General features: G+C 41.6%; 21 protein-coding genes. 9 read left to right on the forward strand and 12 right to left on the reverse strand.

What is annotated here, in order from left to right; genetic code table 11:
* Window position 1: 1 nt before the first annotated feature.
* Together BA724_RS02540 and BA724_RS02545 are read left to right on the forward strand one after the other, a co-directional pair.
* On the forward strand, window positions 2-1120 hold the full coding sequence (locus BA724_RS02540) for an MGDG synthase family glycosyltransferase (RefSeq protein WP_069937121.1): 1119 nt from the start codon (window positions 2-4) through the stop codon (window positions 1118-1120).
* 94 nt (window positions 1121-1214) lie between these two features.
* A complete protein-coding gene (locus tag BA724_RS02545; RefSeq protein WP_069937179.1) occupies window positions 1215-1829 on the forward strand; it encodes a DedA family protein in 615 nt (204 codons plus the stop codon).
* An 80-nt stretch (window positions 1830-1909) separates the two neighbouring features.
* Here the strand turns inward: BA724_RS02545 and BA724_RS02550 are convergent, their stop codons facing one another.
* Both BA724_RS02550 and BA724_RS18420 read right to left on the reverse strand, forming a co-directional pair.
* A complete protein-coding gene (locus BA724_RS02550) occupies window positions 1910-2794 on the reverse strand; it encodes a diacylglycerol/lipid kinase family protein (RefSeq protein ID WP_069937122.1) in 885 nt (294 codons plus the stop codon).
* 16 nt (window positions 2795-2810) lie between these two features.
* Window positions 2811-2972, reverse strand: a complete 162-nt coding sequence (locus BA724_RS18420) for an Lmo0850 family protein (protein WP_169818478.1) — start codon at window positions 2970-2972, stop codon at window positions 2811-2813.
* A gap of 165 nt (window positions 2973-3137) precedes the next feature.
* Here BA724_RS18420 and cls point away from each other — a divergent pair, with 165 nt between their 5' ends.
* Complete coding sequence (gene cls, locus BA724_RS02555; protein WP_069937123.1) at window positions 3138-4604, forward strand: cardiolipin synthase; 1467 nt, start codon at window positions 3138-3140, stop codon at window positions 4602-4604.
* A gap of 295 nt (window positions 4605-4899) precedes the next feature.
* On the forward strand, window positions 4900-5082 hold the full coding sequence (locus BA724_RS02560) for an SE1832 family protein (protein WP_069937124.1): 183 nt from the start codon (window positions 4900-4902) through the stop codon (window positions 5080-5082).
* 59 nt (window positions 5083-5141) lie between these two features.
* Here BA724_RS02560 and BA724_RS02565 read toward each other — a convergent pair whose 3' ends face one another.
* The 6 genes from BA724_RS02565 to BA724_RS02590 all read right to left on the reverse strand — a co-directional run bounded on the left by BA724_RS02565 (window position 5142) and on the right by BA724_RS02590 (window position 9956).
* The gene (locus BA724_RS02565; protein WP_069937125.1) at window positions 5142-6683 is read right to left on the reverse strand and encodes a polyamine aminopropyltransferase; all 1542 of its coding nucleotides are present in this window, start codon (window positions 6681-6683) and stop codon (window positions 5142-5144) included.
* Between the two features lie 12 nt (window positions 6684-6695).
* On the reverse strand, window positions 6696-7091 hold the full coding sequence (locus tag BA724_RS02570) for a DUF350 domain-containing protein (protein WP_069937126.1): 396 nt from the start codon (window positions 7089-7091) through the stop codon (window positions 6696-6698).
* Between the two features lie 25 nt (window positions 7092-7116).
* Window positions 7117-7680: a DUF4247 domain-containing protein gene (locus BA724_RS02575; RefSeq protein WP_169818479.1), complete on the reverse strand. Its 564-nt coding sequence runs from the start codon at window positions 7678-7680 to the stop codon at window positions 7117-7119.
* 55 nt (window positions 7681-7735) lie between these two features.
* Complete coding sequence (locus BA724_RS02580) at window positions 7736-8407, reverse strand: PspA/IM30 family protein (RefSeq protein ID WP_069937128.1); 672 nt, start codon at window positions 8405-8407, stop codon at window positions 7736-7738.
* Between the two features lie 20 nt (window positions 8408-8427).
* Window positions 8428-8937 carry a DUF4178 domain-containing protein gene (locus BA724_RS02585; RefSeq protein WP_069937129.1) on the reverse strand — a complete coding sequence of 170 codons (510 nt, stop codon included), beginning with the start codon at window positions 8935-8937 and terminating at the stop codon, window positions 8428-8430.
* Window positions 8938-9077: 140 nt separating this feature from the next.
* Complete coding sequence (locus tag BA724_RS02590) at window positions 9078-9956, reverse strand: YegS/Rv2252/BmrU family lipid kinase (protein WP_069937180.1); 879 nt, start codon at window positions 9954-9956, stop codon at window positions 9078-9080.
* Between the two features lie 390 nt (window positions 9957-10346).
* Between BA724_RS02590 and BA724_RS02595 the strand changes: the two genes are divergently transcribed.
* From BA724_RS02595 to BA724_RS02605, 3 genes are all read left to right on the forward strand, one after another.
* Window positions 10347-10760 carry a MerR family transcriptional regulator gene (locus tag BA724_RS02595; protein WP_069937130.1) on the forward strand — a complete coding sequence of 138 codons (414 nt, stop codon included), beginning with the start codon at window positions 10347-10349 and terminating at the stop codon, window positions 10758-10760.
* A gap of 111 nt (window positions 10761-10871) precedes the next feature.
* Window positions 10872-11654 (forward strand): HAD family hydrolase, encoded by a 783-nt coding sequence (locus BA724_RS02600; protein ID WP_069937131.1) that lies wholly within the window; start codon window positions 10872-10874, stop codon window positions 11652-11654.
* A 77-nt stretch (window positions 11655-11731) separates the two neighbouring features.
* A complete protein-coding gene (locus BA724_RS02605; RefSeq protein WP_069937132.1) occupies window positions 11732-12157 on the forward strand; it encodes a hypothetical protein in 426 nt (141 codons plus the stop codon).
* A gap of 202 nt (window positions 12158-12359) precedes the next feature.
* On the opposite strand, the gene BA724_RS02610 is transcribed toward BA724_RS02605, so the two are convergent.
* Window positions 12360-12974: a PH domain-containing protein gene (locus BA724_RS02610; RefSeq protein ID WP_069937133.1), complete on the reverse strand. Its 615-nt coding sequence runs from the start codon at window positions 12972-12974 to the stop codon at window positions 12360-12362.
* 383 nt (window positions 12975-13357) lie between these two features.
* Here BA724_RS02610 and BA724_RS02615 point away from each other — a divergent pair, with 383 nt between their 5' ends.
* Window positions 13358-15103 carry a mechanosensitive ion channel gene (locus tag BA724_RS02615; RefSeq protein ID WP_069937134.1) on the forward strand — a complete coding sequence of 582 codons (1746 nt, stop codon included), beginning with the start codon at window positions 13358-13360 and terminating at the stop codon, window positions 15101-15103.
* Between the two features lie 45 nt (window positions 15104-15148).
* Here BA724_RS02615 and BA724_RS02620 read toward each other — a convergent pair whose 3' ends face one another.
* Window positions 15149-15679: a YceI family protein gene (locus tag BA724_RS02620; RefSeq protein WP_069937135.1), complete on the reverse strand. Its 531-nt coding sequence runs from the start codon at window positions 15677-15679 to the stop codon at window positions 15149-15151.
* Window positions 15680-15811: 132 nt separating this feature from the next.
* Window positions 15812-16651 carry a YitT family protein gene (locus tag BA724_RS02625; protein WP_069937181.1) on the reverse strand — a complete coding sequence of 280 codons (840 nt, stop codon included), beginning with the start codon at window positions 16649-16651 and terminating at the stop codon, window positions 15812-15814.
* Between the two features lie 274 nt (window positions 16652-16925).
* On the opposite strand from BA724_RS02625, the gene BA724_RS02630 reads away from it, so the two are divergent.
* Window positions 16926-17381 (forward strand): hypothetical protein, encoded by a 456-nt coding sequence (locus BA724_RS02630; RefSeq protein ID WP_069937136.1) that lies wholly within the window; start codon window positions 16926-16928, stop codon window positions 17379-17381.
* Between the two features lie 375 nt (window positions 17382-17756).
* On the opposite strand, the gene BA724_RS02635 is transcribed toward BA724_RS02630, so the two are convergent.
* On the reverse strand, window positions 17757-18689 hold the full coding sequence (locus BA724_RS02635) for a manganese-dependent inorganic pyrophosphatase (protein ID WP_069937137.1): 933 nt from the start codon (window positions 18687-18689) through the stop codon (window positions 17757-17759).
* Window positions 18690-18774: the final 85 nt, after the last annotated feature.

The following is an 18774-nucleotide window of genomic DNA, read 5'->3' on the forward strand; positions in this document are numbered from 1 at the left end:
TATGAAAATTATTGTGCTTCCTTTATTTCGTCTGTCGTCGGGCCATCATAAAGCAGCGGAAGCGGTTATCGAACACATTAGTATGATTCGGCCGGATGCGCACATCCAAACTGTGGATATTTTAAGTTATTGCCATGAATCGCTTGAATCAGTCGTTTCAAAAATGTACATGCAGTGGATTAGCAAAAAACCAGAATCGTACAGCAAATTTTATAAATCGTTTATTTATACATCTGATGGCAGGCGAAGCGAGCAAATGCCGCTTTATGTATGGGACAAATATTTTGAATTCCGGCTTGCCCGGTTTATCGAAAAAGAACGTCCGGACTATATCATTTGTACACACAGCTATCCGTCAAAACTGCTCAACCATTTGAAACGCCAGAAAAAAGTAACGGTACCTATTATTAACGTATACACAGATTTTTTTGTCAGTGATGTATGGGGAAAACGCAGCATCGATTATCATTTCGTTCCTCATCTAGAAGCAAAAAAATGGCTTGTACAACTCGGTGTCCCGGCAGAACGCGTGTATATAACAGGCATTCCGGTCCATCCTTCTTTTGAAGTGGACCATGTCCGAACTAAACACCGGTCTATACTTGTCGCAGGCGGGAACAGCGGTCTCGGACAATTAGAAAAACTGCTTCAGCATTTAAATGACCATTCCCTTTCTTACACATATAAAGTACTGTGCGGCCATAATGAAAAGTTACGCACACAAATCGAACTGCTGGGAAATCCACGTATTAAAGCATTGCCATACATGAGCAGCCGTGAAGAGATGAACCGGTTTTATGAAGAAGCATCCGCGATTATTACAAAGCCAGGCGGCATCACCGTTAGTGAAGTGCTTGAAAAAGAGCTTCCTGTCTTTATTTCCGGCGCGCTTCCCGGTCAAGAAGAATTTAATGCGGACTACTTAAAAAAACGGGAACTCATTTATGAACTAACCGATGCTGTTCCCATCGAGCAGCAAATTACAGCTATTATTGACAGCGACATTGAACGAAACAAATGGAAAAAACGGCTTGATCAATACAGTCTTGAAAAAGAACAGACACTGACAATGACGTTAACCGCAATTTTTGGTAGTACTACTTCTTCTGTCCCGCTCTAACAGCGGGTCTTTTCTTTTTATTGGTGAACCTCTGATTCTCCATGATATAATGTCAACCGAAGCGAAAAAATTTTCTTCACAGAAAGGGAATGTAATGGAAAACTGGATTATTTCGATGATGGAACAATACGGGCTCTGGGGAGTTTTTTTCTTAATTGCTCTTGAAAATTTATTTCCTCCGATTCCGTCTGAAGTCATCCTCACCTTTGGCGGTGTTATGACCGGACAGACAGATTTAACGGTCACAGGCGTCATTTTAGCTTCAACAGCGGGATCCGTTGCAGGTGCTGTCATTCTATATGGCATCGGATTGCTGATGGATGTTGAAAGATTAGAGAAAATCATTGAACGATACGGGAAATTTCTTCGGGTGAAAAAAGAAGATATTCATCGGGCGGATAAGTGGTTTGACAAATATGGAGTATGGACGGTCTTTTTATGCCGAATGGTTCCACTCATCCGCAGCCTGATTTCCATTCCGGCCGGGATGTCAAACATGAACTTTTTCTTGTTTCTATTGTTTACGACAGCTGGAACATTAATCTGGAACACGATTCTTGTCAATTTAGGTGCCGCTTTTTCCGATTCATGGCATACCGTTGTTGAGTATATGGATGTGTATTCAAATATTGTTTACGCGATTTTAGCCATTATCTTTATTGCGGCGGTTATTTGGTTTATTAAAAAATTTCGCAGCCGATCTGTTTAATGATGATTCTTTCATTTACAGACAAATTCTTTTCTTCTTAAATAATAACAGCGTCCTGGCCTTGACTGGTCCGGACGCTGTTATATAGAACTGACGAAGCGGATATGGCCCTTTTTCACACTGCAAGTAGATGGGGTGACCGCATACACTTCTCCATCCATATCAATGCGCATCGGGCTGTCCGTCGCAATGGTAAATGACCGGACACGGTGATGTTCAAGGTTTGCTGCGTGTTCGCCTGTTGCTCTTATCTTTTCTGTCTGAATCACTTCTTTAATAAGAGGAAAGCCCGATTCTTTCACGATGATGAGATCCAGGTAGCCGTCTTCGTGGTTCGCTTCAAATGGCAGGTTAATCGTTCCGATGTAGTTGCCATTTAACGCTACAGCCATCACAGCATCCCCTTCCAGTTTCACTCCGTCCGCTTCAATCATATAATGAAAAAAAGACGGGTTGCGAATGGTCTCCAGTGCGCTTAAATAATAGCTCATTTTACCGATCATTGTTTTTTTATTTTCATCGATGTTTTCTGATGTATCTGTAATCATGCCAATTCCCCAAAAATTCACAAAATAACGATCATTCATTAAACCAAGATCCACATGGCGAACGACGCCTGTTTTTAACAATCGGCAAGCTCCATCCATTTCTTCCGGCACACCAATCGCCCGGCTGAAATCATTGCATGTGCCGCCAGGCAGTACAGCGACAACCGGCCTGTTTTCAAGCCGGGCAATGCCATTGACACATTCATGAATCGTCCCATCGCCACCGTAGAGGATGATAATGTCATAATCGCTTCCTCTCTCAAAACAAATTTTCTCTCCTTCTCCTGGCGCTGAAATAATCTCTTCCTCTACATGTTCTACTGCTTCTTTTAAAACAGGGACAATTTGTTCGTTAATCGGCACTTTTCCTTTGCCTGCTTGTTCATTGTATAAAAGAAGCCCTTTGCTAAAGTGCATCGTTTACGCCCCTTCCTTATCCTGGATGGCAGGAAGTTACCACTTTCAGCTGACCTTTCACTTCTCCACTGCCTTGCAGCGCGCTCCATAGAGCCGCTCTTGATTTTGTTACCTTTGCTTTCACACCAAGCCTGGCAATGTTATCGACAATTTGCCGTGTCCGATCCTTACTTTTCATCGCGCTCCATCCTTTTCGTTTTTATTTGTTTATACGTTTTTTATACAAAAGTGTTTCATTTTTTATCATCCTTTTTTATTTTCCCCATTTTGCCTTTTTCAATCCAGATCATTTGCACTTTTTCGTGTATAGTTAAAGCAAGTATTTTATTAGAACGGATCGGTGATGAACGTGTTAATAGAATTTAGTCTTTTCCCATCGGCCGCCTATGTGTTGTTTGCCCTGAATATTGTTTTCGCATCTGCTGTTATTTTTCTTGAAAGGCGCGATCCAGGTGCAACATGGGCCTGGCTGATGGTGCTCTTTTTCATTCCGCTTCTCGGCTTTATTCTTTACCTTGTTTTTGGGCAAAATTTAAGCAAACAGCGGCTTTTTGATTGGGAAGATAAGAAAAAAGTTGGCATTGAAGAGCAGATTGAACATCAGAAAAAAGCCATTAAAAGCGGCCTCTATCCGTTTGCCAATCCACATACGAAAAAAAATGCGAAGCTTGTTTACATGCTGCTCAGTCATAATGATGCTGTTCTGTCCGAAAACAATAACGTATACATTTATACAGATGGTGTTGAAAAGTTTGAGGCACTTATGAATGATATACGCAAGGCAAAAAACCATATTCACATTCAGTATTATATTTTCCGAAACGACGAGCTCGGAAAAAAGCTCATTAAATTATTAATGGAAAAAGCGCTCGCAGGCGTTGAAGTGTGTTTGCTGTATGATGACATGGGCTCTAGAACGCTCCGTCGCAGACATTTCGAAAAGCTCATCCAGGCGGGCGGTGTGGTCGAAACGTTTTTCCCTTCCCGCATCCCCTTTTTTAATTTGCGCCTTAATTACCGGAACCATCGAAAAATTGTTATCATTGACGGACAAATTGGTTATGTAGGCGGTTTTAATGTCGGTGATGAATATTTAGGCAAGGACCCGTCCTTTGGCTACTGGCGCGACACGCACCTTCGTGTCCAAGGAAGTGCGGTACATGCGCTTCAAACCCGCTTTATTTTAGACTGGAATCAAGCCTCAAAGCGGCATGACTTTATGTATGATGAGCGGTTGTTTCCTGTCCCGGACCATACAGGCGATACAGCTATGCAAATTGTAACGAGCGGGCCGGATTCAGAGTGGGAACAAATTAAAAGCGGCTACTTTAAGCTGATTACAACGGCCAAAAAGTCCATTTATATTCAAACACCTTATTTTATTCCGGACGCGAGTATTTTAGACGCACTTCGAATTGCAGCTTTGTCAGGAATTGATGTAAAGATTATGATTCCAAATAAACCTGATCATCCATTTGTCTATTGGGCAACGTATTCATATGCTGGTGAATTATTGAAAGCAGGAGCGAAAATTTACATTTATAACGATGGCTTCATTCATGCAAAAACGATTGTTGTGGATGAAAAATTAAGTTCAGTGGGGACAGCGAACATTGATGTAAGGAGCTTTCGTTTAAATTTTGAAGTAAACGCCTTTATGTATGACTATGAAACCGGCAGCCGGCTGGCGAAGATTTTCTGGCATGACATGACGGTTTCCTATGAATTGACACCAGCTTTATACCAGCAGCGGTCTAGTTGGATTAAATTTAAAGAATCTATTTCTCGGCTCCTGTCGCCCATCCTTTAAAGAAGCAGAACCACTGCTTCTTTTTTATTTTGTTGCAATTTCGTAAATTCTTTTTGAACATTTTGCGAACTTATGTTATAGTATATTTACAAACTAATTTATGAGGTGATTGATATGGATCAAATATTAATGCAGCGTTTAAACAAACAAGGACTCATTTTTGCGGCGGTCCATACGGTATTTTTCTTAAACCTCGCTATTGAATTTATCATTTCCCGCTAATAACTAAAAGCCGTCTGCCACGTGCAGACGGCTTTTTCATTTGATAAAATAAAAGAAAAAAGGCGGGACATAGATGAATAAATCACAAATAGAATACAAGATTAGAGAATTAAAAATGGACTATATCCGTGTGCAAGGCGACATTGAAAAATTAGAATCTACCGGACACGGTACGTCTAAAGCAGAAGAGATGCTGATTGAAATGGAAAATGAATTAAAAGAATTAAACGAGCAGCTTCTTGCGGCAGAAAAATAGGCAAATCGATAGATCTGGTCAAGAAACGAGCCGTTCATTTTAAAGGACGGCTTTTATTGTTAATAATAACGCCACGATTTTTCATATACTTCAATTAAGTTTGGACGAATTAATGTATTTGGCTCAATCTCTATTCCATTTTCCATTATCGAATCTTCATCTTTCCCGAATTTTGTTAGTGCTGGCAGTAAATCAGCAGTCAAGTAGCGTGTGTCTTCTAAAAGCACCAGCTCTTCTACTTCAATGCCTTCACGTGACGCTAACACATATCCCCATCCGCCAAAGCTGGGAATGTCCGCGTGCAGGTTTTCTGTTTGCAATCCTGCTGCTTGAACAGTCCGGTCAATCGTCCAGTACACTTCTGGGGCGAACACCGGACTGGTCGCCTGGACAATCATGGCTCCATCCGGATGTAAATGATTACGGGCAAGTGAATAAAACTCCTGTGTGTATAGTTTATTTAGTGACTCATTATTCGGGTCGGGTAAATCAATAATCACCACGTCATAAAAACCTGTTGCTTTTTCTAAAAACTGAAACGCATCTTCATTGATCACTTTCACCTGTGGATTGTCCAATGCACCTTCATTTAAATCAGTTAGTAAATGATTGGTTCGTGCTGTTTTCGTCATGGCAGGATCAAGATCAACAAGCGTTACACTTCCAAGATCTTCATATTTTAATATTTCTCTAACCGCCAGTCCATCGCCGCCGCCGAGGACTAGAACGCGATCGTGACGCGCAGCCGCGGCCATCGCCGGATGAACGAGAATTTCGTGATACCTGTGTTCATCAGATGAGCTGAATTGCAATTGCCCATCCAAGTACAAACGTGTATCCCCTTGCTCTCTTGTTAAAATAATTTGCTGATACGCCGTTTGCTCTGAATAAACAACCGGATCTTTGTAGAGTTTTTGCTCAAAATGAAACGCCGCTTCTTCTCCAAAGAGTGCACCGGCAATTAATATACTTAAAAAGACGACACCAGCTGTCGCATGCAGCCGAAACCTTTTTAGCTCGTGACGAAAGCGGAAAACAATCCAAAGCGCCACCGCCACATTGATCAATGCGACGAGAAATGATGTTTTTACAAGCCCGAAATACGGACGAAGTAAAAATAAAAATAATAAGCCTCCGACCAGACCGCCGGCATAATCTGAAAACAATACTTTTGCCGCACTTTTTTCCAGAGACACCCCGATTTCATTGGCTTTCCGGATCAAGATTGGCAGCTCTACACCTGTTAACGTCCCAACCAGCAGCGTCACGCTATATAAAAACAATGCATCGGTACCGTCTGGCAAATAAGCGGTCACTCCAAACAGCAGCATCGCGGAAAAGCCGCCGATGAGGCCAATCCCATACTCAATCCAAATAAAAGATGCAATCAAATGTCTCGTCATTTTTTCGCTTATATAAGCCCCGATGCCCATTCCGGTTAAAAAAAGGGAGATGGTGAGTGTGTACTGCTTCACTCCATCTCCTAGAATGTATGAACCGAGTGCACCGAAAAGCACTTCAAAAATAATTCCGCAAATCGAGACAATGCCCGATGCGTAATAAATCGAACGGCTTTGCCGGATAGATTCCTGTTCAGTCATAAAAACACCGCCTTACGAAATCGAAGCGCCAATAACGAACGCCAAACCGACTGAAACAGAAAAAGAAACAATCCCAACAGCTAAATTCCCCCGTTTAAGCTGTTCTTCAACGGAAAAGCTTCTTGTCAGCACTTCAAATAGTACATAGGCTATGAGCTGAAGCACCATGCCAAACAATCCCCAAATAGTCGTTTCAATAATCGTATCGTTATGGAAAATAGAAAATGTAATAATAATGCAAATACCGATAATTTTCCCGCCGATCGACAGTGCAACGGCTGCGTTATTTCCTTTTATTTCATCCCAGTCTTTATACTTCTTCGTCATTAATTCAAAAATAACCAGCCCCACAATCACCACTGCAATGGCCACTGCGTAATACAAAAACGTCAATAAAAATGGATTCACAGCTGCATTCCCTCATTTCGTCTCATTATTTTCCTTCTCCCGGTCCGCCGCCGCGGAATGTTGAACCTCGGCCATAAGAGCCAGATGAAAAAGTGCCGGTTCCATAGTAGCCTCCGCCCGAATAACAGTCATCGCGATTATTTCTGCATTTGTTTGACTGCGTGCGCTCCCAGCTTGATCCAAACCGGCCGCTTAACATAGAACCAAGAAACATTCCAGTGAAGAAGCCCGGGCTGTAGTGAGTGCGGACAAATTCATCTTCCGCCACCTCAACAAGTGTTGATCCTGGATTGTCCGGATCTTCTGTTAAGATAATAAATTCATCGTCGTAAACAAGCACCTGGCGGCCGTCTACTTCTGTGCCGATTTGTTCCGGCTCTTGTACATCTGAAAGTTCTGCCGCTGTATTCGCAACACTTTGATCAGTCCGGTATACCATCGCCCGATCATTTGTATTCGAGCTGTTTTGAACGGCATCGATGAATATATAGTTTTCATCGATATAGTCATCTGCTTCCTGTAAACCACATGCTGCCAGGAAAACCGCTGCCGCAATGGTTATTGTCAGCCATTTCTTTTTTTTCATCATAAAAACACTCCAAATGAACAGAAACGGTCCGCCGTACCGGGCGGACCGCGGTTCCTTATTCTTTTCCGAGCTTTTGCTTAAGTGCGGCAAGTTCGTCATCCACTGCACTGTTTTTCTTTAACGCAGCCAATTCGTCATCCAGGCTGCGTGAACCTGCTCGTAAATCTTCTGACGTTTCTGCTTCTGCTTCGTACTGCATTACTTTTTCTTCCATCCGCTCAAAGCCCCGTCTTGATTCGTCGCCGCCAACAGATGACATCGCCCGGTTCATCTTCGTCCGTGTTTTTGCTGATTCCGCCCGCGCTTTTAACGAATCTTTTTTCAGCTGCATTTCTTCGTATTCACGTTTCATTTCTGACAATTTATCGCGAAGAACCGCTACATCGGCCGCAGCCTGTGTATGCGCTTCCTTCATCGAATCTGCCTGCTTCACATGATTGTTTTTATCTTCAAGCGCACGGCGGGCCAAGTCTTCATTGCCTGCTTCAATCGCATCGACCGCCTGCTTCTGGCGCTTTTCTACCATGCTGTTTGCATCGTCGTATTTCTTTTTAAGCATCTTCTCATTTGCCAGCTGTTTTGCAACCGCTGTTTCCGCATCACGAATATCCGCGGACATTTCGCGCATAAACTGATCAAGCATTTTCACCGGATCTTCAGCTTTATCAAGTGCTGCATTCAACTCGGACCCTACATACGTCTGTACACGCTTAAAAAATTGAAACATTTTCTCTCCTCCAATGTTGGTTAGCTTCCCGCTAAAATGGTGATTTCGTATTCTTCAATTTCATACCCATAACTGACTTCCACATCGCCGCCCCACACTTCAACAGATAAGAAATGCTCTTCTGAATCGTCTGTGTAGTCATAGTAATCCACATTTTTACCGTGAACATTCTCGCTGCGTCCTTCCGCTTTTACATAAGCGCGGCCTTGTTCTTCCAAATAATACGTGCGCCCGTCATGAGAAACTTTTTTCGCTCCCGGTTCAAGACCCGGTATACGAATCGTTTCATACATCCCGACTTCAAGTTCATCATCCAGCTCCACGCTTAGCCAAAGTGTTTTCCCATTCGCCGCCAGCTGATACGCATCCCACGTATACCCGCTGTCATTGTAATGAATCTTGCCGGTTACTTCATAATCAGCTAAATCATACGTAACAAAGTCCCCGACGCGTAATGTCAGCAATGTTCGCTCTTTTGCTTCTGGTACAGTTTCTTCTGATCCGCCAAAAAGCCGCTTCCAAAAACTCATGGATTTCTCACCTCACTATACGTACGATCAATTTATGGAAGAGTTTCATTTTTTTGAGTATAAAAAAGAAAAAACTTTTTTAATTTAGAAACGAAATAAATGGTTCAATTGTTATTAAAAAACAGCCAGAAACGGCTGTTTTATGGAATAAACACATCAATGTGACCTTTAAGCACTTCCAGTTCAAATGGAACAGGGTCATCAAGATCGCCGTCTACATTCGCTAAGAGTTCTATTGTAGAACGAACCTTTGCTTTTTTTGTTCGGAAATATAAAACATCTGGATCTTCCTGGAAGTCTCCTTTTAATAAATTCGCGCCGATACGCAGCAATTTTGGCAGCGCGACATCTTTTACAATAAAGCAATGGAAAAGTCCATCTGCCGCTTCTGCCTCCGGTGCTAATTTTTCAAATCCCCCTACTGAATTTGTAAGGGCGGCCAGGAAAATAAGCGCTTCTTCTTCATACACACCATCATCCGCTTCAACAGTAATTGGGAACGGTGTTTTTTCTTTTAATGTTTTCAGCCCTTCCACTAAATAAGCAAGTGGACCAAGTGTTGTTTTTTGTGCAGATGTTACTTCACCCGCAGCTTCGGCAATGCCGCCAATCGCTAAAATGTTTAGAAAATAATGGTCGTTTATTCTTCCGATATCAGCTGGTCTCGTGCTGCCACCTAAAACAGCAATTGCTTCCTCTGGGTCAAGCGGAACATTTAAAGCACGTGCAAAATCATTGACGGTGCCAAGGGGGACTACTCCCATTACTGGACGATGCGGCTGCTCTGCCAGACCGTTAACCGTTTCATTCATCGTACCGTCGCCGCCCATCGCAATTACAGCGTCCATTTTCTTTTCACACGCTTCCTTTGCAAATCGTGTGGCATCTCCTTCTCCTTCTGTAAGGCGTTTTTCTGTCTCGTATCCCAATTTTTCAAGCTGCATGTTAATGTGGTCAATATACTCTGCTGCTTGTTCTTTCCCTGAAGATGGGTTTGCAATAATCATGGCTTTTTTCATGTGTAATGGCCCTCCCTGTTTTCTTGATCGGCGATTTCGGTAAAACTGTTCGGTACCCAGTTCGTCATTCAGCAGCATCTCCATTCTTTCTAAATCTACTTTGTCAACCGGCGGATCGTTCTCGGACCAGTTAACAATGTAAATAAAATAATATTTATGGATGAGCCGAAAAATAACATTTGAATGTGGAAATCTGTTAAAAACTGCTTTTATATTGTATCGCTTTGTATAAGTCCAGCTTACTAGTTTCATGATCATTCACCTATCGGTTGTATACCCGAATTTTGACGAAAAGAACATGGCAATATGCGCTTTTTCGCTAAAAATAGTGAAAGGAAAAAAGCGGATGGCATTGAATGTATTAAAGAAGACTATAAGGAGGGGTTTTCTATGCATACAACGAAAGAAGCAGCCGCCGCCTTAGACATCAGCCCGTCAACACTCAGTAAATACGTTATGGCACTTGAAGGAGCAGGCTTCCGATTTGAAACAGGAAAACGCAATGCCCGGTTGTTTGACGAAAACGAAATGGCCACACTGCGGCAGATGATTGACACAGCGGCCGCTCAAAATATTCCTCCGGGACAGGCAGCCAATGCAATCGGACAAAACGCGTATCTGTCTTTAATTGAAGAACGCCTTTCTGCCATTGAACAGCGGCAGGACCATTTAATGCATTTGTATGAAGATCTGTCTTCTAAATTAGCCCGCCTTCCTGTTCATCACATTCCTGATTACTCGCCGCCTTCTTTTTTATTTTTACCACGTCGAAAAGCAGGATTTTTAAGCTTTTTGTCGAAGTAGTCATAGAATGTTTAAGGAACTTCTCCTAAACCGCACACGCCCTGTGTGCAGCGGAGAACCAAGAACATCCTGTTCAAGTTAGACTATGTGAAAAAGAAGGAGAACTTTATTTTGAAAAAAGCAATATTTTTTGACCTTGATGATACACTTTTGGACGATAAAAAAAGCATTCAGACCGCTTTTGACGTTACATGCGGCGAACTGGCTCAAAAATATGAAAAGAATGCGGCTGATATTGAAGAGCATGTTCGTGCAGCAGCCCGAGCACAATATGAAACATATGACTTTTACCCGATCACCATTTCAATTGGGATTAACCCGTTTGAAGGGCTGTGGGGAGACTTTGGTGACGTGCACCATAATGGATTCCGTTCAATGGGAGACCAAATTGCCGACTACCAATTGAAAACGTGGGAAAACGGCTTATCGGCAGCAGGCATTCTATCTTCCGAAGCGAGCTGGGCACGCGAACGGTTCCGCAGCGTTCGCCGGAAGTCCGCTTTTGTTTACGAAGAAACATACGATGTGCTGAATACGCTGCGCGATAAAGGGATTCGCCTTTTACTCTTAACAAATGGCGCCCCTTCGCTTCAATTGGAAAAGTTGACGATGACGCCAGAGCTCGTTCCTTATTTTGAACATGTTTTAATTTCCGGCCATTTCGGCTTTGGAAAACCGGAAAAAGCTATTTTTGAGCACGCTTTAAGATTGATGGATCTTGAACCGGGTGATGTCTTAATGGTGGGTGACAATCAGGGAACGGATATTTTAGGTGCAACCCGTACTGGCATTGAATCCGCCTGGATCGACCATGGCGAAGGAAAAGTAATCGAAGGCGCAAATCCGGTTCACAAACTCAACCGGCTAAAAGACATTCTTTCACTTATTGAATAGGTTTATACTTATACAAAACGGGTAAACAGTATGAAAAAGAACAGATGCCTGTTTTCGAGATAAGAGGAGAGACTTTAATGGAAAAGCACTTTGAACCGTCCAAATTGGACATTAAAATTTTTGATGAGAAAAACAGCCGTCCGTTTACGGAAACGCCGCTCGACGATAAAGAGGTATATGAGCTTCAGGATGAAACGATGCGGACCCCGCTTGAAAAAGCGGATGTATTTGAAAAACTGCTTCAAACAGAAGATGCATGCGAATTATGGATTGTTCCTGTAACAGAAGCCACGTCATCTTTCACTCAAACATTGTCTGAAGAAAAAACGTCTGCCCTTTTTGGTATGCTGTCGTCATTTCGCGACAAAGTGCAGCGTGATCGAACATTTTTAATCTTTGGGCCGGATTGCTCCGGCAATATGAAAGAAAAAGTCGAGCAGCTTGGCTATACGCTCCTTCCATGTGAACCAAATGATCTTAAATCTGTAACAGTAGAATATTAAAAAAACGGCACCTGTGCAAAATAAACAGGTGCCGTTTCAAAGTGTAGAAAATAAGGCATGCTTGCGTATCCTTCTTTTGCAGCCATTTCTCTTCGCATTTTTCCGCTCCCCAACATGCCGTCATGGGTATATATTTTAATACGATAGCGGGTGTGCGAAGAATAAAAATAAAAATCCGGATAAACATATTCGGATTCTCAAATTAGTTGTTAATGTATTTTTCGTAAACGGATCCGAAGTCTTTCACACGGTACTCATCACTCGATTTTTTCAGCCAATCAAATGCATATGCATTTACTTTTTCGAATTCAGCTGACAAATCGATTTGCGTTTTGGTAATGTTTTTAATTGAATTTGCTGACATCTCCAGGCTTTGCTGGGCATATCCGAGATACATTTCATTTTCCCGCTGCATTTCCGCAATTTTCAATAGTGCCTTGTACAAGTCTTTTAATTCTTCCAGATGCTTTTTATGCACGTCAATGGAATACGTTTCACTGCCAAGTGTAAATTTAATTTCCACATCAAGGTCAACTGTGCCTGCTGTTTCAAGGTACACGTTTGACACGCGATTAGTCACGTAGTTAAACCGGCGAAGCATGCGCTTTTTGCTGACAGCGTTTGCTCCGTCTACATGTACAAGCCCAATGTTTGTAAAGCAATATTCGTCCGCTTTTGACTTAATGAGAAAATAAATTTTCTCATTGTCTTCGTGCATAATGTAATCATCCGCGTCCACTTTATTATAATCAGCCGGCTTGATAACCGCTCCAACATCGCTCAATCCTAATACGTCTGCCGCTACCTTTCCAAACATAATCCCATCTCCTTTTAACAAAGTATATGAATGAATACGATCTTCTTTCTTCAAAAGTTTCAGTTTTATTTAAAAAGAGCTATTATTTCTTTTCTACAAATAGGCGATAATAATATTTTGAAATCCGGCATCCATCTCTTTTCTTATCGATGACAGCCATTTGATTTTCTAGAAGGTCGATCCCTTCTATTCAAAGCACTTCCGATGGTTGTTAAATTTCAAAAACAATTCTTCAATATTATTTTATCTTTGCCTTCACAATGATGGGTTTAAGTAAGACAGACTATTTCTGCTTATTTAAAAATATTTTCTGAAAATTTGGTTATTTACTCCTTCACAATGGGAAGCAGTAAGGAGAATAACTAATTTAAAGGAGGGTTTTTATGAACAATAATATGTTCTGGGGCGGCTGGTACGGCTATGTAAACGAACTGCCAAACTTAATTATGGCACTTCTCGTTTTGTTGATTGGCTGGATCATTGCTAAATTAATCGGCAGTACTGTTGAAAAAGCGTTAAAAAAAACGAATACAGACAATCGTTTCTTTTCAAAAGCGAGTATTGGCAGCGAGAAATATCCACCTGAAAAAATCGTCGGAAAAATCATCTATTACATCCTGCTTACCTTTGTTTTTATTTTATTCTTTAACATCTTAAACTTGACGATTATTGCGTCACCACTCGTGTCGATGTTTACAACAATGGCGTCGTTTATTCCAAATATCTTGAAAGCTGCTTTAATTCTATTAATTGGCTGGGTTGCCGCTTCCATCTTAAAAGCATTAATCACAAAAGGCGGTGCAAAATTAAAATTTGCGAAATGGATGAAAAAAGGAAACCTTGCTGATACGGATGCACAAGCGGGACGTCTCGTTGAATCAGCCGGAAAAGTCGTTTTTTATCTTGTCCTTCTTATGTTTATTCCGGGTGTATTGGATGCGTTGAATATTGACGGCATCGCTGGGCCATTTGAAAACATGCTGGACAGCTTTTTAGCATTTATTCCGAAACTATTCGCTGCGATTATTGTCCTTGTTATTGGCTGGCTTGTTGCTAAAATTGTCCGTGATCTCATCACAAACCTGTTAAGTGCTGCAGGTGTTGACCGCTATGCGAAAAAAGCCGGCATTGGTAAAACAAGCGACGACATGAGTATTTCGTCGATTATTGGAATAATTGTGTACGTACTTATTTTAATCCCGGTTGTGATTACCGCCTTAGAGCGTCTTGAACTTCGCGGCGTTTCAGAGCCGGCAATTAATATGTTAAATCGTGTGCTGGAAATGATTCCAAATATTATTGTAGCCGCAGTGCTAGTAATCGTCGGTATCTGGGCTGCGAAATGGGCTGCGAAATGGGCTGCGAAATTTACAGAGGATCTTTTGCAAAAAGCCGGTGTAAATTCATTAACGAAAAACCTTCACCTCGACAGCTGGGGCTGGACTGCGGACGAAAGCAGCATGACACCGGCAAAGCTATTATCATGGATCGTACAAATCTTTATTACTTTCTTATTTGTTGTCGAAGCACTGCAAATTATTAACCTTGAATTCCTCGTCACGCTCTCGCTTGGCATTGTGTCCTATTTGCCTAGTGTCATTGCAGCCGTTTTAATTCTTGCGGTCGGCATCATCCTTGGCAACATCGTTCAGCGTGTTCTACGCAATGTATTGTCAGGTTCAGACTTCCGTCTCCTCGGTTCGGTTGCCAAATACTCGGTCATTATTTTCGCTCTTTTCATGGCACTTGACCAGCTTGGTGTAGCAGATTCAATTGTTAATACGGCGTTCATGCTCATTCTTGGCGGTCTCGCGCTGGCATTCGGACTTGCCTTTGGTCTTGGCGGGAAAGAAACAGCCGCTAAATACTTGCGTCAGCTTGATTCAAAAATTGACGAAACCGATTTTGCCGAAGTAAAAGAAAAAGCAAGGCAGGAAAAAGAACAGATGAAACATGAAGCAAAAATGAAAGCAAATGAAATGAAACAACAAACCGATGATGCACAAAAAACAGCAGAAGAAATGAAGCCTGAAACGCAGCTGTTTGATCACCCGGATTCAGATAACTTCTCCAATCCGAGTCGTCCAGATTTAAATCCTGGCTTAAACGATGAAAACGATAAGCTGTAATTAAAAACCTGTACCGCCTCTCAGCAGGTACAGGTTTTTTAATAATTATTCTCCAACAACAAACTCAAAGTTCGCGCTGAATTTCACGTCTTTCCCAACAAGCACGCCGCCTGTTTCTAGTGGTGCATTCCATGTTAATCCGTATGCTTCACGGTTTACTTTGCCTTCTGCGTCAAAGCCGGCGATTGTGCTGCCGTCCATTGGGCTTTTCGATGTACCGTTGTATTCCACGTTAAATGTTTCTGTATTTGTTACGTCTTTAATCGTTAATTGACCTGTTACTTCATATTCACCGTCTGATACTTTTTTGATGGAGTCACTGACGAATGTGATTTGAGGATGGTTTTCCACATTAAAGAAATCGCCTGAACGAAGGTGGTTATCGCGGTCTTCATTGTTTGTGTCGATAGACGCTGTATCAATTGTAACCGTCCATTTTGCTGCTTCAAGGTTGTTTACGTCGCCATCGATTTGTACATCGAAGTTCGTGAATTCCCCTTTTGTTTTCGATACCATCATATGTTTCACTTGAAATGCGATCCCGCTGTGTACTTTGTCCAATGTAAATGTTGCCATGCTTCATTCCTCCTTGATTTATAAAAGTAACTTACTTACCTTACTATACACAAAGTTTATTTCGAATTCAAGATAAATATTTATTAATTTTTGTAAAGAAAAAACTTCCCAGCATTTTCTGGAAAGTTTTACTTAGTGAATATCTCTTTTCTTAAATCGGCCGCCGCGCACTTCGGCGATATCAGCCACTGCGAGAAAAGCACTTTCGTCCAGATCTTCCACGATTGATTTTAATTTTGCTTCTTCCAATCGGTTAATAACACAAAAGATGACTTTTTTGTTATCACCCGTATACGCGCCTTCCCCATTTAAATAGGTGACACCGCGTCCGAGGCGGGCAATAATCGCTTCTCCAATCTCTTGATACTGATCACTGATGATCCATGCTGATTTCGATTCATCCAATCCCTGAATAACGACATCGATTGTTTTAAACGCGACAAAATAAGCAAGTACCGAATACATAGCACGATCCCAGCCAAAGACAAAACCACCCCATACGAAAATAAAAATATTAAAAAACATCACAATTTCGCCTACGGAAAACGGTAGCTTTTTATTAATTAAAATAGCCAAAATTTCAGTTCCATCCAGTGACCCGCCGTACCGAATCACTAAACCGACTCCCGCCCCAAGTGCCATTCCGCCAAATACAGCAGCTAATACAATATCACTCGTAAAAGCGGCTACCGGATGCAGAAAAGTTGCTGCAATCGACAGCACTGTAATGCCAAATACCGTTGAAATCGCAAAGGTTTTTCCGATCTGCTTGTAGCCGAGAAAAAAGAAAGGAATATTAAGTAAAAATAAGAAGAGTCCAAGCTTCATGCCTGTTAAATTTGATAAAATAATGGAAATCCCAACAATTCCACCATCCATTATTAAGTTGGGGACAAGAAAAATCTCAATACCGATGGCCATTAATATAGCGCCAATAAAAATAAACAGCGTTCGTTTCATCAGTCGCTTCATGCTGATTTTCTGGTGCTGCCGCTGAATTTCACTTTGTTTTACTGCCGGTTGTTCCTCATTCACACACTCACCCCCTCGTATTCTATTTCTTTCCATTATAGCAATTTTCGCTTTTTAATAAAACGACTCCTCTTTACGCATTGTTTTTACCAAGTATTTACTCACACTAAAATCCGGTTACAGTTAAGTTAAAATACCCCATTTTCTGTTACCTTTACAAAAGCGCGGGTACTTGTATGAGTGAAAAATAAATTTATCGTGGAGGTATTCCTGTATGAAGAAAAAGCTTATTTCGATGATGACAGCCAGTTCTCTTATCGCATCCGGCTCTTTTGTTTACAATCAGGCAGAAGCTCAACAGCAGGCAGTTCCTTCCAATGCATCTGTCAGTCAGGAAAAAAGCGAAACAGCAAACGGCTGGATGTACGCTAAAACAGTAAAAAGAAGTACAAAATTTGAAGATACAACAACGAAAGGAATTATTGCCGGTCTGGGCGGCCTGATCGGTTATGCTGCCGCCGGGCCGGCTGCCGCTGCTCTGACACCAACGGCGACGGCCATTTTAAACAGTGGAATTGAAACTGTTTACTTCTATGATAAACAATATGTTAGAATGGCCAGTGCAACACTGCAGACAAAACACGTCTTAAAAGTATATGCCGATCCGGATTATGAAGAATTGATTGATTCTAAAACACTTATTACAAACGATATGGGTGGTCCAAAATAATCATAAAAAAAGAGTGAAGGTTTGATAATCAAGACTAGCTGACTGTCGGCCTTCTTTTTTCTTGAAGGTCTGTCATAATGGCCGGCACCTTGATTTTAAGACAAAATGTTTCATTTTTATAAATGAAATCAAGAAAGCCATCGTTTTTTTCACGCAGCGATGAATCAGAACTGTTCCTGTTCCTTTATGTCCACCGCCTTTTGTTGAAGCACTACCCTTTTTAAACAACTGATTCGTTATGCGGGGTGGAATCTCGAGCGTATCATTGATGCATGGCTGTCTTTTTAATCATCGGACGAATGCTGTTTTTAAAAGACAAATGGGTTATGAATTAAAAAAAGGACTGTCTCTCTGAATGAAGAGACAGTCCCTTTTTTAGCGTGCCTGTAAAATTTCTGTAAGGATCGGAACAATCTGTTTTTTACGTGATACGACGCCTTTTAAAAGTGCCTGGTTGTCTTCAAGCTTCACGTTAAATGCTTCTTCAACAGCGGATGTTTCAGCACCAATTGCCACAGCAACTGAATCGCTGTTTAAAATATCGGTAATTACAACAAGGAACAGATCAAGCGTTTTTTCAACGATTGCTTCCGTTACGGCTTCTTCGATTTCCGCTTTTAGAGCTAGCACGTCAGCCGGATCAATTGCGTTAATTTGTGCAATTTCGACTTTTTTGCTGCCCATCGGGAACACTTTTGCATCGATGCCGATTAGTTCAGCCGCTGTTTTGCCGCTTAAGTCCGCTCCTGCTTTAAGCATATCAAGTCCATACTCGTCTGTGTTTACACCTGCGATTTCCGCTAATTCTTTCGCTGCTTTTACATCTTCTTCTGTGCATGTTGGCGATTTAAACAATAACGAATCCGAAATAATAGCTGACAGCATAAGGCCGGCGATGTTTTTTTCGATCTCCACACCATGTTCTTTATACAGCTTATTTAAAATGGTTGTTGTACACCCAACCGGCTCTGCACGATAGTAAAGTGGATCAGTCGTTTCAAAGTTTGCGATACGGTGGTGGTCAATAACTTCAAGAACATGCACGTCATCAATATCATCAACACTTTGCTGGCGCTCATTGTGATCGACTAAAATAACCGTTTCTACTTCCGGTGCCGCTTTTTCAATTAAGCGCGGTGCTTCCGTGTTAAATGTTTTTAACGCAAATTCTGTTTCGCCGTTTACGTCGCCAAGGCGAACAGCTTCCACATCAAAACCAAGCTTTGTTTTTAAGTCCGCGTAAACGATTGCTGAGCAAATTGTATCCGTATCCGGATTTTTATGACCAAAGATAAATGTTTTTCCCACTTGTTTTCCCTCGCTTTATGTAGAGTATTCCGTTTCATTTTAACGCAAAACGAAAAAAGTTTCCTTACTTAAATTAAAGTATAAC

This window comes from Domibacillus iocasae, from assembly GCF_001750285.1.
GTDB lineage: Bacteria > Bacillota > Bacilli > Bacillales > Domibacillaceae > Domibacillus > Domibacillus iocasae.

Bases quoted from the DNA above. Each gene is read 5' to 3' on its own strand.
- BA724_RS02625 (WP_069937181.1), bottom strand. From the start codon at position 16,651: ATGAAGCGACTGATGAAACGAACGCTGTTTATTTTTATTGGCGCTATA.
- BA724_RS02575 (WP_169818479.1), bottom strand. From the start codon at position 7,680: ATGATGAAAAAAAAGAAATGGCTGACAATAACCATTGCGGCAGCGGTT.
- BA724_RS02605 (WP_069937132.1), top strand. From the start codon at position 11,732: ATGGAAAAGCACTTTGAACCGTCCAAATTGGACATTAAAATTTTTGAT.
- BA724_RS02610 (WP_069937133.1), bottom strand. From the start codon at position 12,974: ATGTTTGGAAAGGTAGCGGCAGACGTATTAGGATTGAGCGATGTTGGA.
- BA724_RS18420 (WP_169818478.1), bottom strand. From the start codon at position 2,972: ATGAAAAGTAAGGATCGGACACGGCAAATTGTCGATAACATTGCCAGG.
- cls (WP_069937123.1), top strand. From the start codon at position 3,138: ATGAACGTGTTAATAGAATTTAGTCTTTTCCCATCGGCCGCCTATGTG.
- BA724_RS02540 (WP_069937121.1), top strand. From the start codon at position 2: ATGAAAATTATTGTGCTTCCTTTATTTCGTCTGTCGTCGGGCCATCAT.
- BA724_RS02630 (WP_069937136.1), top strand. From the start codon at position 16,926: ATGAAGAAAAAGCTTATTTCGATGATGACAGCCAGTTCTCTTATCGCA.
- BA724_RS02545 (WP_069937179.1), top strand. From the start codon at position 1,215: ATGGAAAACTGGATTATTTCGATGATGGAACAATACGGGCTCTGGGGA.
- BA724_RS02620 (WP_069937135.1), bottom strand. From the start codon at position 15,679: ATGGCAACATTTACATTGGACAAAGTACACAGCGGGATCGCATTTCAA.
- BA724_RS02595 (WP_069937130.1), top strand. From the start codon at position 10,347: ATGCATACAACGAAAGAAGCAGCCGCCGCCTTAGACATCAGCCCGTCA.
- BA724_RS02615 (WP_069937134.1), top strand. From the start codon at position 13,358: ATGAACAATAATATGTTCTGGGGCGGCTGGTACGGCTATGTAAACGAA.
- BA724_RS02580 (WP_069937128.1), bottom strand. From the start codon at position 8,407: ATGTTTCAATTTTTTAAGCGTGTACAGACGTATGTAGGGTCCGAGTTG.
- BA724_RS02585 (WP_069937129.1), bottom strand. From the start codon at position 8,937: ATGAGTTTTTGGAAGCGGCTTTTTGGCGGATCAGAAGAAACTGTACCA.
- BA724_RS02560 (WP_069937124.1), top strand. From the start codon at position 4,900: ATGAATAAATCACAAATAGAATACAAGATTAGAGAATTAAAAATGGAC.
- BA724_RS02590 (WP_069937180.1), bottom strand. From the start codon at position 9,956: ATGAAAAAAGCCATGATTATTGCAAACCCATCTTCAGGGAAAGAACAA.
- BA724_RS02550 (WP_069937122.1), bottom strand. From the start codon at position 2,794: ATGCACTTTAGCAAAGGGCTTCTTTTATACAATGAACAAGCAGGCAAA.
- BA724_RS02565 (WP_069937125.1), bottom strand. From the start codon at position 6,683: ATGACTGAACAGGAATCTATCCGGCAAAGCCGTTCGATTTATTACGCA.